We start from the raw sequence: 13,539 nt of genomic DNA, 5'->3' as shown, positions 1-13,539 counted from the left end.
TGATCGGAGAATGCGGCTTTTCTTATGACTGGGGCCGCGCCATGCAGCACGACGGATATTGGGTTTTCTCGCAGATTGATCCCGTAGCATTCAGTTTGGGACCACTATCGGTACGCTGGTATGGTCTCATGTATTTGTTTGGTTTCGCCTTTGCCATGTGGCTTGCGGGCCGCCGCGCCGATGCGCCGAACAGTGGCTGGACCCGCAACGAGGTGTCTGACCTGCTGTTCTACGGCTTCCTCGGGGTGATCCTGGGCGGTCGTATCGGCTACGTGCTGTTCTACAACTTCGATCTCTTCCTGGCCGATCCCACCTACCTGTTCAAGATCTGGACCGGGGGCATGTCGTTCCACGGCGGTCTGATCGGGGTCATCACCGCGATGATCTGGTTTGCGCACAAGACCAAGCGTCACTTCTTCACCGTGGCGGACTTTGTGGCACCGCTCATTCCATTCGGTCTCGGCGTCGGCCGTATCGGCAACTTCATGAACGGCGAGCTGTGGGGCCGGGTCACGGACGTGCCCTGGGCCATCATTTTCCCGGAGGCAGGCCCCGAGCCGCGTCACCCCTCCCAGCTCTACCAGTTCGCCCTGGAAGGTGTGGTGCTCTTCATCATCCTGAACCTGTTCTGGCGCAAGAACCCGCCACGGGGCGCCATCTCCGGCATGTTCCTGCTGTTCTACGGCCTGTTCCGCTTCCTGGTGGAGTTCGTACGCCAGCCTGACAGTCAGCTGGGTCTCTACTTCCAGGAGATCAGCATGGGCCAGATCCTCTCCACCCCGATGATCATCATCGGAGCCCTGATGATCTGGGTTGCCTACAAGCGTCCGCAGTTGTTCGGCAACGCGGCGAAGGAGGCAAAGCAATGAGGGCCTATCTTGACCTGATGCAGAAGATCCTAGATGAAGGCACAGTCAAATCCGATCGCACCGGCACGGGGACCGTCTCCCTGTTCGGCCATCAGATGCGCTTCAATCTGGCGGAAGGCTTCCCGCTGGTCACCACCAAGAAGTGTCACCTGCGCTCCATCATTCACGAGTTGCTGTGGTTCCTCAATGGCGACACCAACACCGCCTACCTGAAAGAGCACGGCGTCAGCATCTGGGACGAGTGGGCCGACGAGCATGGCGATCTGGGCCCTGTCTACGGTGCCCAGTGGCGCTCCTGGCCGGCGGCCGATGGCACCGTCATCGACCAGATCCAGAAGGCGGTGGATGACATCAAGCACAACCCGGACTCCCGCCGCATCATAGTCTCCGCCTGGAACGTGGGAGAGCTGGACAAGATGGCGCTTGCCCCTTGTCATGCCTTCTTCCAGTTCTATGTGGCGGACGGCAAGCTCTCTTGCCAGCTCTATCAACGCAGCTGCGACGTCTTCCTCGGTCTGCCGTTCAACATCGCGAGCTACGCCCTGCTGACCCACATGATGGCCCAGCAGTGCGATCTGGCCGTGGGCGACTTCGTCTGGACCGGTGGCGATGTGCACCTCTACTCCAACCACATGGAGCAGACGGCGCTGCAGCTCTCCCGCGAGCCGCGTTCCTTGCCGCAGCTGGTGATCAAGCGCAAGCCGGACTCCATCTTCGACTACCGGTTCGAGGACTTCGAGATCCAGGGCTATGATCCCCACCCGGGTATCAAGGCCCCTGTCGCCATCTGATCCGGCATCCGCCGTTATGGCGAGCGATGCTCGGCGGGATCTCCCGCTATGCTATTCCATCTGTTCGAAAGGCGCCTGCGGGCGCCTTTTTCATGCCTGACAAGAATGAATATGCAAAGAAATGAATGCCACACAGGCGAGGGAAGACGGGGGAAAACGTGCTTATAGCAGACATGATTTATTTTTCCTTCGGTTTTCCCGTTGTTATTGGCAGTTAGAAACGATTTTTCATTGGTTCACTCGCCCCCTAGACTGAAAAAGTACAATTTTATGGATAGTTAGACCATGAGCGATGTGTTCAAGCGATTTCTCAAACTGGAGTCAGCCTCCGGAATAATTCTGATCCTGGCCGCCTTGCTGGCCATCGGTCTGGCCAACTCTGCCCTAGCGGAGCACTATCAGAGTTTCCTCAATACTCAGGTACAGGTGCGCATTGCCGCCCTGGACATCAACAAGCCGTTGCTGCTCTGGATCAACGACGGCTTCATGGCACTCTTCTTCCTGTTGGTCGGGCTCGAGGTCAAGCGCGAAATGTTGGAAGGGGCGCTCTCATCCCGGGTACAGGCCACCTTCCCGGCCATCGCCGCCGTGGGCGGCATGCTGGCCCCTGCGCTCATCTATACCTTCTTTAACTACGAGGACGAAGTCACCCGGGCCGGTTGGGCCATTCCGGCTGCGACCGATATCGCCTTCGCCCTCGGGGTGATGGCGCTGCTCGGCAAGCGGGTGCCGACCAGCCTGAAGGTTTTCCTGCTGGCCCTGGCTATCATGGATGACCTGGGGGTCATCATCATCATCGCCCTCTTCTATACCCAACAGCTGTCGCTGACCGCACTGGCGGTCGGTATAGTGGCGACCCTTACTCTGCTCTGGATGAACCGCCGTGGTGAGGACAGGATCGGCCTTTACATGCTGGTGGGTCTGGTGCTCTGGGTGGCCGTGCTCAAGTCAGGTGTTCATGCGACCCTGGCCGGCGTCATCGTTGGCTTCATGATCCCTATCTCCGGGAAGCGTTATGCCTCGCCGCTCAAGCACCTGGAGCATGCGCTGCACCCCTGGAGCGCGTATCTGATCCTGCCGTTGTTTGCCTTTGCCAACGCTGGTGTCTCCCTCGACGGGATCCAGCTGTCGGATCTGCTCAGCCCGGTGCCCATGGGCATCATACTGGGGCTCTTCATCGGCAAGCCCCTCGGCATCTTTACCGTCAGCTGGCTGTCGGTGAAACTCGGCATCGCCCAGCTGCCGAGTGGCGTCAACTTCAAGCAGATCTTTGCCGTCAGCATCCTGTGTGGCATCGGCTTTACCATGTCGATGTTCATCGCGTCGCTGGCATTCGAGCATGGCGGACTGGACTACGGCAGCTACTCACGCCTCGGTATCCTGGTGGGATCCACCCTGGCGGCCGTGATCGGTTTTATCGCCCTGCGGATATCGCTGCCCAATCGGGAGGCGAATCAAAGCACGGAGGGGTTATGAGAAGACTCGGATGGTTAGTCATGCTGGCGAGTCCGGCACTCTGGGCGAATAGTCTGGCGGAGTGCCAGCAGGATGCAACGTCGGCCAGTTGTTCGGCTTACCTCAATGGCGTGGTAGACAGCGCCCTCATGCTGGGAGACAAGCAGGCCAAGGCCCAATTCGGCGAGACCTTTGCTGAACGGGCCCTGAGCAGCCGGGCTGGCGAGAGAGTCAAGCAGTCGAACAAGCGCTACTGTGGGGAGCGGATGCCGGATCCGGCCCGCCTCAAGCTGACCCTGCAAGAGCAGTTCGGCGCAAACAACAAAGTTGACTCGATCAGCGACATGTATGACATTCTGGCGGTTGAACTTAGCTGCTATCGGAGCCCGCGCGGCGCGGGAACCCCACCGGATGTCACACCTTAACTACAACCATCTCTATTATTTTTGGATGACTCAGAAGAAGGGCTCCGTCACCCAGGCGGCGGAAGCCCTCTTTCTCACTCCCCAGACCGTCACAGGTCAGATCAAGCTGCTGGAGCAGCGCCTGGGCGGCAAGTTGTTGATCCGCAAGGGGCGTTCCCTCGAGGCCACCGAGCTGGGTCAACTGGTGTTTCGCTATGCCGACAAGATGTTCAGCCTCTCCTACGAGATGCTGGATATCGTCAACTACCGCAAGGAGAGCCAGATCCTGTTCGACGTCGGCATTGCCGATGCACTCTCCAAGCGTCTCGCCAGTCGGGTGCTGCTCTCTGTCATCCCCAATGACGGCTCCATCCACCTGCGCTGCTTCGAATCGACTCACGAGCTGCTGCTGGAGCAACTGAGCGAACACAAGCTCGACATGATCCTCTCCGACTGCCCGGTGGATTCCAGCCAGCACGCCGGTCTGCTTTCCAAGCGGTTGGGGGGGTGTGGCGTCAGCTTCTTCTGCAAGGCGCCGCTGCCCGAAAAGCCTTTTCCCGCCTGTCTGGAGGAGCGCAAGCTGCTCATTCTGGGCCGGCGTACCGCCATGGGTCGACAGTTGACGCAGTGGTTCGAGCAGCAGGGCATTTCTCCCAGCATCCTGGGTGAGTTCGACGATGCGGCCCTGATGAAGGCGTTTGGCTTCTTCAATCAGGGTATTTTCATGGCGCCGACCATCTATCGGGAGGAGATCCTGGAGGGGGAGGAGGTGATGCTGATCGGAGAAACCCAGGATCTGATGGAGGAGTACTACGTCATCTTTGCAGAGCGGATGATCCAGCATCCGGCGGTGAAGCGGGTATGTGAGAGTGATTTCTCCTTCCTGTTTGCCGGTCAGGAGGACTTCACCACCATTCAGCCAGCAACCCTGTCATTTTAAATCGATGAGGCAGGGGGTATGATTCCTGTCTTGCAGGGGAGGGAATGCGATGCAGTTGGAAGAGATGGAGGCGAATGCCGGACGTGCGGTCACCCTGCTCAAGGCGCTGGCCAATGAGCGGCGCTTGTTCATTCTGTGCCAGTTACTGGAGCGGGAGTTGTCGGTGGGGGAACTCAACGAGGTACTTGGACTGAGTCAATCGGCGCTGTCACAACATCTGGCGGTGTTGCGGCGCGATGAGTTGGTGACGACACGAAAAGAGGCCCAGACGGTCTACTATTCGCTGCGCAGCCACGAGGTACGCGAGATGATTGGATTGTTGCACAGGTTGTATTGCAGCGAACCCAAATAAAAAACCGGCACTAAGGCCGGTTTTTTTAGCTTTGTTCAGCCGAAGCTGATTAAGCCATAGCTTTGATCTGGGCAGACAGGCGGCTCTTGTGACGAGCAGCTTTGTTCTTGTGGATCAGGCCTTTGGTCGCCATACGATCCATGATCGGCTGAGCAACAGCGAAAGCGGCAGTGGCAGCAGCCTTGTCGCCAGAGGCGATGGCAGCGATCACTTTCTTCAGGTAAGTACGGGTCATGGAACGACGGCTGGCGTTGTGCTGACGACGTTTCTCTGACTGAAGAGCACGCTTCTTAGCAGATTTGATGTTAGCCAAGGTAAAACTCCTAAAACTGTCTTAGCGAGTGTATTGAAAAGGCCCGGAAATATGCCTTCCCAACCACATATTGTCAAATGATTTGTGCAAATAAACACCGCCCCCCGGTGGTGTGTCAGATGGGAGACGGTTAAACTGTCGGCCGATTCTAACAGCATTCTTTTCTTTCTGACAGTTCCAGAGGCCTCGTCTTGAGTAAGAAATTGATCAAATCCGGCATGATAGTGTCCGGAATGACGCTGGCGTCCCGCGTGATGGGCTTGGTGCGCGATGTAGTCATCGCCAATCTGCTCGGTGCCGGGGTGGCCGCAGACGTCTTCTTCTTTGCCAACCGCATTCCCAACTTCTTGCGCCGGCTGTTCGCCGAAGGGGCTTTCAACCAGGCCTTCGTGCCCGTGATGACGGAGTACAAGAAAAACGGTGACGAGCAGGCCGTTCGCGAGCTGCTGGCCGCGGTGGCGGGTACCCTTGGCGGCATAGTCACCATAGTCACCCTGCTCGGTGTGCTGGGTTCAGGCGTGCTGACGGCGCTGTTCGGCTGGGGCTGGTTCTGGGACTGGCTGCACGGTGGCCCGGCGGCCGAGAAGTTCGAGCTGGCCAGCCTGATGCTCAAGATTACCTTCCCCTATCTCTGGTTCATCACCTTCACCGCCATGGCCGGGGCTATTCTCAACACCTTTGGCCGCTTCGCCGTCTCCTCCTTCACACCGGTGTTTCTCAACCTCACCATGATAGCGGCAGCCTGGTGGATAGCCCCGTTGCTGGAGCGGCCCGAGATCGCGCTGGCGATCGGCGTCTTCCTCGGCGGTCTGGTGCAGTTTCTGTTCCAGTACCCCTTCCTGCGTCAGATCAACATGCTGGTATGGCCCAAGTGGGGTTGGCACCATCCCGGTGTGGTGAAGATCCGCACCCTGATGATACCGGCGCTGTTCGGCGTCTCGGTCAGCCAGATCAATCTGCTGATCAACACCATGCTGGCCTCCTTCCTGGCGACAGGCGCCATCAGCTATCTCTATTACTCGGATCGCCTGCTGGAGTTCCCCCTCGGCCTGTTCGCGGTCGCCATCAGTACAGTGATCCTGCCGGCACTGGCCAGGAAGCATGTGGATGCAGATCCGGCCGACTTCTCCCGCACCATGGACTGGGGGGTGCGCATGGTGATGCTGCTCGGTCTGCCCGCCATGGTGGGGATTGCCGTATTGCGCGAGCCCATACTGCGGGTGCTCTTCATGCGCGGCGAGTTCGGCATGCACGAGGTGGCCATGTCCAGCGCCAGCTTGCTGGCCTCCACCACAGGGCTGCTTTCCCTGATGCTGATCAAGGTGCTGGCCCCCGGCTACTATGCCCGCCAGGACACCAGGACGCCGGTGCGGATCGGCATCATGGCCATGGTGGCCAACATGGTGTGCAACCTCATCTTCATCTACCCGCTTGGCTATGTGGGGCTGGCGCTCGCCACCGCCTGCTCCGGCACCCTGAATGCGGCCCTGCTGTTCAAGGGGCTTTATCAGCAGGCGGTCTATCGCCCTTCCCGCAACACGGGCGTGTTCTGCCTCAAGCTGCTGGTGGCGACCGTGCTGATGGGGGGCGTGCTTGGGTATCTGTCACCGGATCTCGCCCAGTGGGGAGCCTGGAGCATGGGCAAAGCCAGTCTGGAGCTGACCTTGCTGCTCTGCCTGGGGGGCGCCTTGTACGGAATAGTCCTGTTGGTGCTGGGGGTCAGGCCAAGACACCTGAAATCGGGTCAGCAATGAGGCTGATGACGCCCGGGTTCCGGGTCAGATACCTGAAATCGGCTCAACAGCAGGGCTGACCCTGCCTGTTGCCTGATATATAATCCGCCGATTTCCATGGCAGCAACGCACAAGGCACTGATGGAACTCATTCGCGGCATTCACAATATCAAGCCCCGTCATCGGGGCTGTGTATTGACCATAGGCAACTTCGATGGGGTTCATCAGGGCCACCATGCGGTGCTGGCCCGACTGCAGGAGAAAGCCGCCCAGCTTGGCCTGCCCGCCTGCGTCATGCTGTTCGAACCGCAGCCCCTTGAGCTGTTTGCGGGGGATGCCGCCCCTGCCCGCCTAAGCCGTTGGCGAGAGAAGTACGAAGCGCTCAAGGGGATGCAGATAGATCGCATGCTCTGCGTGCGGTTCACGCACCGCTTCGCCGAACAGGCCGCCAGCACCTTCATCGAGCAGTTGCTGGTGGAGAAACTCGGCGTGCACTACCTGGTGGTGGGGGATGATTTTCGCTTCGGCAAGGGGAGGGAAGGGGACTTCCACCTGCTGGAGGAGGCGGGCCATCGCTTCGGCTTCGAGGTGATCAGCACCCAGAGCTTCCAGGTCGAGCGCCAGCGGGTCAGCAGCACCCTGGTGCGCGAGGCCTTGAAGGCGGGGCGAATGGCGGAGGTGGAGCTGATGCTCGGCCGCCCCTATGCCATCAGTGGTCGGGTGGCCCACGGCGACAAGCTGGGGCGCACCATAGGTTTTCCTACCGCCAATCTCGCGCTCAAACGGCAGGTGATCCCGGTCGGTGGCGTGTTTGCGGTGGAAGTGTTATGTTCCGGCAAGACCTTCCCCGGTGTCGCCAATGTGGGTGTACGGCCGACCTTGAGCGGTACACAAGCCAGATTGGAAGTACATCTATTTGATTTTTCTGGTGATCTATACGGTCAGCAGGTCAAGGTGCTGCTTCGCCACAAGCTGCGCGAAGAGCAGAAGTTTGCCTCTTTCACCGCCTTGAAAGAGCAGATCGAACGAGATGCCCTGGCGGCCCGAGCCTGGTTCGGGCTGCCACCATTCAATTTACCCAGCACTCTTTTAGAAAAGAAGGGAACCCAGGACTGATGAGCGACTATAAACACACCCTGAATCTGCCGGAAACCGAGTTTCCGATGCGTGGCGATCTGGCCAAGCGCGAACCCAACATGCTCAAGCGTTGGTACGATCAGGATCTTTACGGCGCCATTCGCCGCGCCAAAGCGGGCAAGCCTTCTTTCATTCTGCATGATGGCCCTCCCTACGCGAACGGCAGCATTCACATCGGTCACTCGGTCAACAAGATCCTCAAAGACATCATCATCAAGTCCAAGGGCCTCTCCGGCTTCGACTCCCCCTATGTGCCGGGCTGGGATTGCCATGGTCTGCCCATCGAGCTGAAGGTGGAAGGCATGGTTGGCAAGCCGGGTGAGAAGGTCTCCGCCGCCGAGTTCCGCGCCGAGTGCCGCAAATATGCCAAGACCCAGATCGAAGCGCAGAAGACCGACTTCATCCGACTGGGCGTGCTGGGTGACTGGGAACACCCCTACCTGACCATGGACTTTGGCACCGAAGCCAACATCATCCGCTCCATGGCCAAGATCGTCGCCAATGGTCACCTGCACAAGGGTTCCAAGCCGGTGCACTGGTGTACCGACTGCGGCTCCGCCCTGGCTGAAGCCGAAGTGGAGTATTACGACAAGAATTCTCCCTCCATCGACGTGCGCTTCAAGGCCGTCGACGAGGCGACAGTGGCTGCCAAGTTCGACTGCCCCGAAGGTCACACCGGCAAGGGTCCGCTCTCTGCCGTGATCTGGACCACTACCCCCTGGACCCTGCCGGCCAACCGCGCCATCGCCATGCACGCCGATCTCGACTACGCCCTGGTACAGGTGGAGGGTGACAACCCCGAGCGTCTGATCCTGGCGGCCGAGCTGGTCAAGGACGTGATGGACAGAGCCGGCATCGAGAAGTTCCACAACCTGGGCTATGCCAAGGGTGCGGCGCTCGAGCTGCTGCGCTTCAACCACCCCTTCTACAGCTTCGACGTGCCTGTGGTGCTGGGTGACCACGTCACCCTGGATGCCGGTACCGGTGCCGTGCACACAGCCCCTGGCCACGGTCAGGAAGACTTCGTGGTCGGTCAGAAGTACGGTCTGGAAGTGGCCAACCCGGTTGGCAGCAACGGTGTCTACCTGCCGGATACCGAGCTGTTTGCCGGCCAGCACGTCTTCAAGGCCAATGCGGCCGTGGTCGAGGTGCTGACCGAGCGTGGTGCCCTGCTGCACCACAAGGTGTTCAACCACTCCTACCCGCATTGCTGGCGCCACAAGACCCCGATCATCTTCCGTGCCACCCCCCAGTGGTTCATCAGCATGGAGCAGAAGGGGCTGCGCAAGCGTGCGCTGGAAGAGATCGAGCGCATCGAGAAAGATGGCATTGCCCAGCACGGCCAGAGCGGCTGGGTGCCGGCCTGGGGCAAGAACCGCATCCAGGCCATGGTCGAGAACCGTCCTGACTGGTGTATCTCCCGTCAGCGTACCTGGGGCGTGCCCATCTCCCTGTTTGTTCACAAGGAGACTCAGGAGCTGCACCCGGAATCAGTGCGCCTGATGGAAGAGGTGGCCAAGCGGGTCGAGCAGTCCGGCATCCAGGCCTGGTGGGATCTGGACAAGGCCGAGCTGCTGGGCGGCGACGCCGACCTGTACGACAAGGTGCCTGACACCCTGGACGTCTGGTTCGACTCAGGTTCGACCCACTCCTCAGTGGTAGACGCCCGTCCCGAGTTCAACGGCAACCCGGCCGACATGTATCTGGAAGGCTCTGACCAGCACCGCGGCTGGTTCATGTCCTCCCTGATGATCGGCGTGGCCATGAAAGACAAGGCCCCCTACAACCAGGTGCTGACTCACGGCTTCACCGTGGATGGTCAGGGCCGCAAGATGTCCAAGTCCATCGGCAACGTGGTCAGCCCCCAAGATGTGATGAACAAGCTGGGTGCCGACATCCTGCGTCTGTGGGTTGCGAGCACCGACTACACCGGCGAGATGACCGTCTCCGACGAGATCCTCAAGCGCTCTGCCGACGCCTACCGTCGCATCCGCAACACCGCCCGCTTCCTGCTGGCCAACCTGAACGGCTTCAATCCGGCGACCGATATGGTGGCGCCTGCCGACATGGTGGTGGTGGATCGTTGGGCCGTGGGCCGAGCCAAGGCGGTGCAGGCCGAGATAGTGACCGCGTTCGATGAGTACAACTTCCACGGCGTGACCCAGAAACTGATGCAGTTCTGCTCCATCGAGATGGGCTCCTTCTATCTGGATGTCATCAAGGACCGTCAGTACACCGCCAAGGCGGACAGCCTGGCCCGTCGCTCTTGCCAGACCGCCCTCTATCACATCGCCGAGGCCATGGTGCGCTGGATGGCACCCATCATGAGCTTCACCGCCGACGAGATCTGGGCACTGCTGCCGGGTGAGCGCGGTGAGTTCGTGTTCACCGAGGAGTGGTACGACGGCCTGTTTGGGCTGGAAGCGGGCGAAGTGCTGAACGACGACTTCTGGGCCGAGATCCTCACCGTGCGCGGTGAGGTGAACAAGGCACTGGAAGCCGCCCGTGGCGAGAAGCGCATCGGTGGTTCACTGCAGGCCGAGCTGACCCTGTTCGCCAAGCCCGAGCTGGCAAAGCGCCTGAATGCTCTGGCCGATGAGCTGCGCTTCGTGCTGCTCACCTCCAAGGCCAAGGTGGTTGTGGCTGACACAGCACCGGAAGGTGCCGTTGCGACCGAGCGCGATGATTTGTGGCTGAACGTGGCCCAGTCTGCTGCCGCCAAGTGCGACCGCTGCTGGCACCATGTGGAAGACGTGGGCACCATCGCGGGTCACGAAGAGATCTGTGGCCGCTGTGTCACCAACGTCGAGGGTGACGGCGAAACGCGTCAATTTGCCTGATGAACATGACCAATAACGCTCTTCATAACAAAACGGGCCTGCGTTGGCTGTGGCTGGCGGTGCTGGCTTTCGTACTGGACCAGGCGAGCAAGCTCGCCGTGGTCAAGTTGCTGCCGTTTGGCTATCCGGGGGTGGAGATCACCCCCTTCTTCAACCTGGTGCACGTCTACAACAAGGGCGCAGCGTTCAGCTTCCTGGCCGATCAGGGGGGCTGGCAGCGCTGGTTCTTCGCGGTCTTGGCATTTGCCATCTGTGGGCTGCTGACACACTGGCTGCGAAAGCAGTCGGTCACCCAGCGCTGGAGCGGCATCGCCTATTCGCTCATCATCGGCGGAGCCCTTGGCAACGTCTTTGATCGCCTGGTGCTGGGCCACGTGGTCGATTTTCTCGACTTCTACTGGCAGCGCTCCCATTGGCCGGCATTCAACCTGGCGGACAGCTTCATCTTCATCGGTGCCGCCATGATAGTGCTGGAAGGTTTTCGCTCCGAAAAACAGAAGGAGGCGGCATGAGTCAGGCCATAGGCGCTGACAGCAGCGTACTGTTCCACTTCTCCATCAAGCTGGAAGACGGCTCTGTGGCCGACAGCACGGCGCTGCACGGCAAACCGGCCCGCCTGCGGATGGGGGATGGCAGCCTGACCGACACCTTCGAGAAGTGCCTGCTTGGGCTTAGTCAGGGGGAGAGCAAGAGCTTCACGCTGGCGCCGGAGCAGGCCTTCGGCCTCTCCAATCCCGACAACATCTACCACCTGGATCGCGCCAAGTTCGGTGCCGATGTGGAGCCCAAGGTCGGTACTATCATGATCTTCGACCAGCCCAATGGCAGCGAGCTGCCGGGCATCATAAGAGCGGTGGAAGGGATGTCGGTGACGGTCGATTTCAATCACCCGTTGGCGGGTCACACCGTCACTTTCGAGGTGGAGATCCTGGGCGTGGATGACGAGGAAAAGGTGAGCTGATGGATATTTTGCTGGCTAACCCGCGTGGTTTCTGTGCTGGTGTCGACCGTGCTATCAGCATCGTCGAGAGCGCATTGGAAAAATTCGGTGCCCCCATCTATGTCCGTCACGAGGTGGTACACAACCGCTACGTGGTGAACAAGCTGAAAGATGCGGGAGCCGTGTTTGTCGAGGAGCTCGACGAGGTGCCGGACGACAGCATCGTCATCTTCTCCGCCCACGGCGTGGCCAAGACGGTGCGCGAGATGGCCAAGTCCCGTGCCCTCAAGGTGTTCGATGCCACTTGTCCGCTGGTGACCAAGGTGCACATGGAGGTTCATCGCGCCAGCCGCAAGGGCTCAGAGGCCGTGCTCATCGGGCACGCCGGTCACCCCGAGGTGATCGGGACCATGGGGCAGTACGAGAATCCCGAGGGCGGCATGTATCTGGTGGAGACACCGGAGGACGTGGCCAAGCTCAAGGTGAAGAACCCGGATGATCTCTGCTTCGTCACCCAGACCACCCTGAGCGTGGACGAGACCTCGGACGTCATCGATGCGCTGCGCAAGCACTTCCCCAAGATCCAGGGGCCGCGCAAGGATGACATCTGCTACGCCACCCAGAACCGTCAGGATGCAGTCAGGGAGATGGCGGGGCTGGTGGATGCCATGCTGGTAGTGGGCTCACGGAACTCTTCCAACTCCAACCGCCTGCGCGAGCTGGCCGAGAAGGTGGGGGCGCGAGCCTACCTCATTGACGATGCCTCCATGATCGAGCCGGGTTGGCTGGATGGTGTTGAACGTATCGGGGTGACGGCAGGGGCCTCTGCTCCCGATGTGCTGGTGCAGAATGTCATCGCCCGTCTGCGTGAGTTGGGGGGCAAGATAGTGACAGAACACCCTGGTCGCGAGGAAAACGTAGTATTCGAGGTGCCGCCAGAGTTGCGTATCCTCTGATGGAAATGCCGGCCCAGCGCCGGCATTTTTGTGACAGGCATCCCGTTTCCCATATATAAAAGCAGCGACAGTTCTCGTTGGAGATCTGCTCTGCCATTAACACTGTCGACAGTGCTGGTTGAATGTTCGACATTTTCGCATGCCGACCCCAACCATGGATGGAACTTGCGGAGGGTTTGACACGGTGCACAACAGGATGTTTGCGCCCCTTGGCTTCACGTTCATCGAGCTAATGGCCATCGTAGTACTCTTGTCTATCCTGCTGACGCTGGGAGTTCCTTCATTTAACTCATTGTTCTGAAACATGAACCTGACAGCTCAGGCGAATCAGTTCGTGGCTTCGGTGCAACTGACCCGCAGCGAGTTACTTCCAGCAGTCAGATGGCGTCTTGGTATCGGCCTTGTTGAGAGTCAGAGTGGTACAGCCTGAATCATTGCTTTGGCTGCCTTTGGCTGTGGCTATCAGGGTATAAACCGTAGCGGTAGCGCCAGAGATGGTAAAGGTGTAGTAATCGCTTGTTGGGTTACCCACTTGAGATGGTGTTCCGCTATAACTCGTATTGGATATGCGAAATTCTTCCTGCTTGAGTTGCATGCTCAGCAACCCCTTGATTGCCTCGGCACGACGGGACTTATGCAGCCCATAGGTAAAGCTCGGATAGGCCACAGCTGCCAGGATGGCGACGACAGCCACCACAACCAGCAGCTCCAGCAAGGTAATACCTGATTGTTTGGTTCTCATGGGCGGCACGCTCTGGAAACGGTTTGATACTATAGAATAGTACTGACAGTGAGCTCTACTGGCATGG

At 59.5% G+C, this 13,539-nt stretch carries 14 protein-coding genes; 12 read left to right on the top strand and 2 right to left on the bottom strand.

What is annotated here, in order from left to right:
* Window positions 1-41: 41 nt before the first annotated feature.
* From lgt to PG898_RS06900, 6 genes are all read left to right on the top strand, one after another.
* Window positions 42-869 (top strand): prolipoprotein diacylglyceryl transferase, encoded by an 828-nt coding sequence (gene lgt / locus PG898_RS06925; protein ID WP_041207083.1) that lies wholly within the window; start codon window positions 42-44, stop codon window positions 867-869.
* Window positions 866-1,660 (top strand): thymidylate synthase, encoded by a 795-nt coding sequence (gene thyA, locus PG898_RS06920; RefSeq protein WP_171272655.1) that lies wholly within the window; start codon window positions 866-868, stop codon window positions 1,658-1,660. The genes lgt and thyA overlap by 4 nt, the downstream gene beginning before the upstream one ends.
* 285 nt (window positions 1,661-1,945) lie before the next feature.
* On the top strand, window positions 1,946-3,136 hold the full coding sequence (nhaA, locus tag PG898_RS06915; protein ID WP_171272654.1) for a Na+/H+ antiporter NhaA: 1,191 nt from the start codon (window positions 1,946-1,948) through the stop codon (window positions 3,134-3,136).
* Window positions 3,137-3,156: 20 nt separating this feature from the next.
* On the top strand, window positions 3,157-3,540 hold the full coding sequence (locus PG898_RS06910) for a hypothetical protein (protein WP_270823689.1): 384 nt from the start codon (window positions 3,157-3,159) through the stop codon (window positions 3,538-3,540).
* Entirely contained in the window at window positions 3,527-4,459 is a 933-nt protein-coding gene (gene nhaR, locus PG898_RS06905) for a transcriptional activator NhaR (RefSeq protein WP_270823647.1), read from the top strand. Before PG898_RS06910 ends, nhaR begins: the two co-directional genes overlap by 14 nt.
* Window positions 4,460-4,508: 49 nt before the next feature.
* A complete protein-coding gene (locus tag PG898_RS06900; protein WP_005332359.1) occupies window positions 4,509-4,811 on the top strand; it encodes an ArsR/SmtB family transcription factor in 303 nt (100 codons plus the stop codon).
* A gap of 49 nt (window positions 4,812-4,860) precedes the next feature.
* Here the strand turns inward: PG898_RS06900 and rpsT are convergent, their stop codons facing one another.
* A complete protein-coding gene (gene rpsT / locus PG898_RS06895; protein WP_005308808.1) occupies window positions 4,861-5,124 on the bottom strand; it encodes a 30S ribosomal protein S20 in 264 nt (87 codons plus the stop codon).
* 191 nt (window positions 5,125-5,315) lie between these two features.
* On the opposite strand from rpsT, the gene murJ reads away from it, so the two are divergent.
* The 6 genes from murJ to ispH all read left to right on the top strand — a co-directional run bounded on the left by murJ (window position 5,316) and on the right by ispH (window position 12,730).
* Window positions 5,316-6,878 (top strand): murein biosynthesis integral membrane protein MurJ, encoded by a 1,563-nt coding sequence (gene murJ / locus PG898_RS06890; protein WP_270823648.1) that lies wholly within the window; start codon window positions 5,316-5,318, stop codon window positions 6,876-6,878.
* A 120-nt stretch (window positions 6,879-6,998) separates the two neighbouring features.
* Window positions 6,999-7,973 carry a bifunctional riboflavin kinase/FAD synthetase gene (ribF, locus tag PG898_RS06885; RefSeq protein WP_025325710.1) on the top strand — a complete coding sequence of 325 codons (975 nt, stop codon included), beginning with the start codon at window positions 6,999-7,001 and terminating at the stop codon, window positions 7,971-7,973.
* Entirely contained in the window at window positions 7,973-10,834 is a 2,862-nt protein-coding gene (gene ileS / locus PG898_RS06880) for an isoleucine--tRNA ligase (RefSeq protein ID WP_270823649.1), read from the top strand. Before ribF ends, ileS begins: the two co-directional genes overlap by 1 nt.
* Window positions 10,834-11,346, top strand: coding sequence for a signal peptidase II (lspA, locus tag PG898_RS06875; protein WP_025325712.1), 513 nt, complete (start codon window positions 10,834-10,836; stop codon window positions 11,344-11,346). Before ileS ends, lspA begins: the two co-directional genes overlap by 1 nt.
* Complete coding sequence (fkpB, locus tag PG898_RS06870) at window positions 11,343-11,795, top strand: FKBP-type peptidyl-prolyl cis-trans isomerase (protein WP_270823650.1); 453 nt, start codon at window positions 11,343-11,345, stop codon at window positions 11,793-11,795. The genes lspA and fkpB overlap by 4 nt, the downstream gene beginning before the upstream one ends.
* Complete coding sequence (gene ispH, locus PG898_RS06865; protein WP_270823651.1) at window positions 11,795-12,730, top strand: 4-hydroxy-3-methylbut-2-enyl diphosphate reductase; 936 nt, start codon at window positions 11,795-11,797, stop codon at window positions 12,728-12,730. Before fkpB ends, ispH begins: the two co-directional genes overlap by 1 nt.
* A gap of 364 nt (window positions 12,731-13,094) precedes the next feature.
* On the opposite strand, the gene PG898_RS06860 is transcribed toward ispH, so the two are convergent.
* A complete protein-coding gene (locus PG898_RS06860; protein ID WP_042648822.1) occupies window positions 13,095-13,472 on the bottom strand; it encodes a type IV pilin protein in 378 nt (125 codons plus the stop codon).
* Window positions 13,473-13,539 lie beyond the last annotated feature (67 nt).

It is taken from the genome of Aeromonas sp. QDB31 (genome assembly GCF_027707605.1).
In the GTDB taxonomy this organism is placed as follows: Bacteria; Pseudomonadota; Gammaproteobacteria; order Enterobacterales; family Aeromonadaceae; genus Aeromonas; species Aeromonas media.
The sequence above is the reverse complement of the archived record's forward strand: the minus strand, read 5'-3'. Positions and strand labels throughout refer to the sequence as shown.

Excerpts from the sequence above, each read along its gene's own strand:
- lgt (WP_041207083.1), top strand. The coding sequence starts at position 42 with ATGCAGCACGACGGATATTGGGTTTTCTCGCAGATTGATCCCGTAGCA.
- thyA (WP_171272655.1), top strand. The coding sequence starts at position 866 with ATGAGGGCCTATCTTGACCTGATGCAGAAGATCCTAGATGAAGGCACA.
- nhaA (WP_171272654.1), top strand. The coding sequence starts at position 1,946 with ATGAGCGATGTGTTCAAGCGATTTCTCAAACTGGAGTCAGCCTCCGGA.
- PG898_RS06910 (WP_270823689.1), top strand. The coding sequence starts at position 3,157 with ATGCTGGCGAGTCCGGCACTCTGGGCGAATAGTCTGGCGGAGTGCCAG.
- nhaR (WP_270823647.1), top strand. The coding sequence starts at position 3,527 with ATGTCACACCTTAACTACAACCATCTCTATTATTTTTGGATGACTCAG.
- PG898_RS06900 (WP_005332359.1), top strand. The coding sequence starts at position 4,509 with ATGCAGTTGGAAGAGATGGAGGCGAATGCCGGACGTGCGGTCACCCTG.
- ribF (WP_025325710.1), top strand. The coding sequence starts at position 6,999 with ATGGAACTCATTCGCGGCATTCACAATATCAAGCCCCGTCATCGGGGC.
- ileS (WP_270823649.1), top strand. The coding sequence starts at position 7,973 with ATGAGCGACTATAAACACACCCTGAATCTGCCGGAAACCGAGTTTCCG.
- lspA (WP_025325712.1), top strand. The coding sequence starts at position 10,834 with ATGAACATGACCAATAACGCTCTTCATAACAAAACGGGCCTGCGTTGG.
- fkpB (WP_270823650.1), top strand. The coding sequence starts at position 11,343 with ATGAGTCAGGCCATAGGCGCTGACAGCAGCGTACTGTTCCACTTCTCC.
- ispH (WP_270823651.1), top strand. The coding sequence starts at position 11,795 with ATGGATATTTTGCTGGCTAACCCGCGTGGTTTCTGTGCTGGTGTCGAC.
- PG898_RS06860 (WP_042648822.1), bottom strand. The coding sequence starts at position 13,472 with ATGAGAACCAAACAATCAGGTATTACCTTGCTGGAGCTGCTGGTTGTG.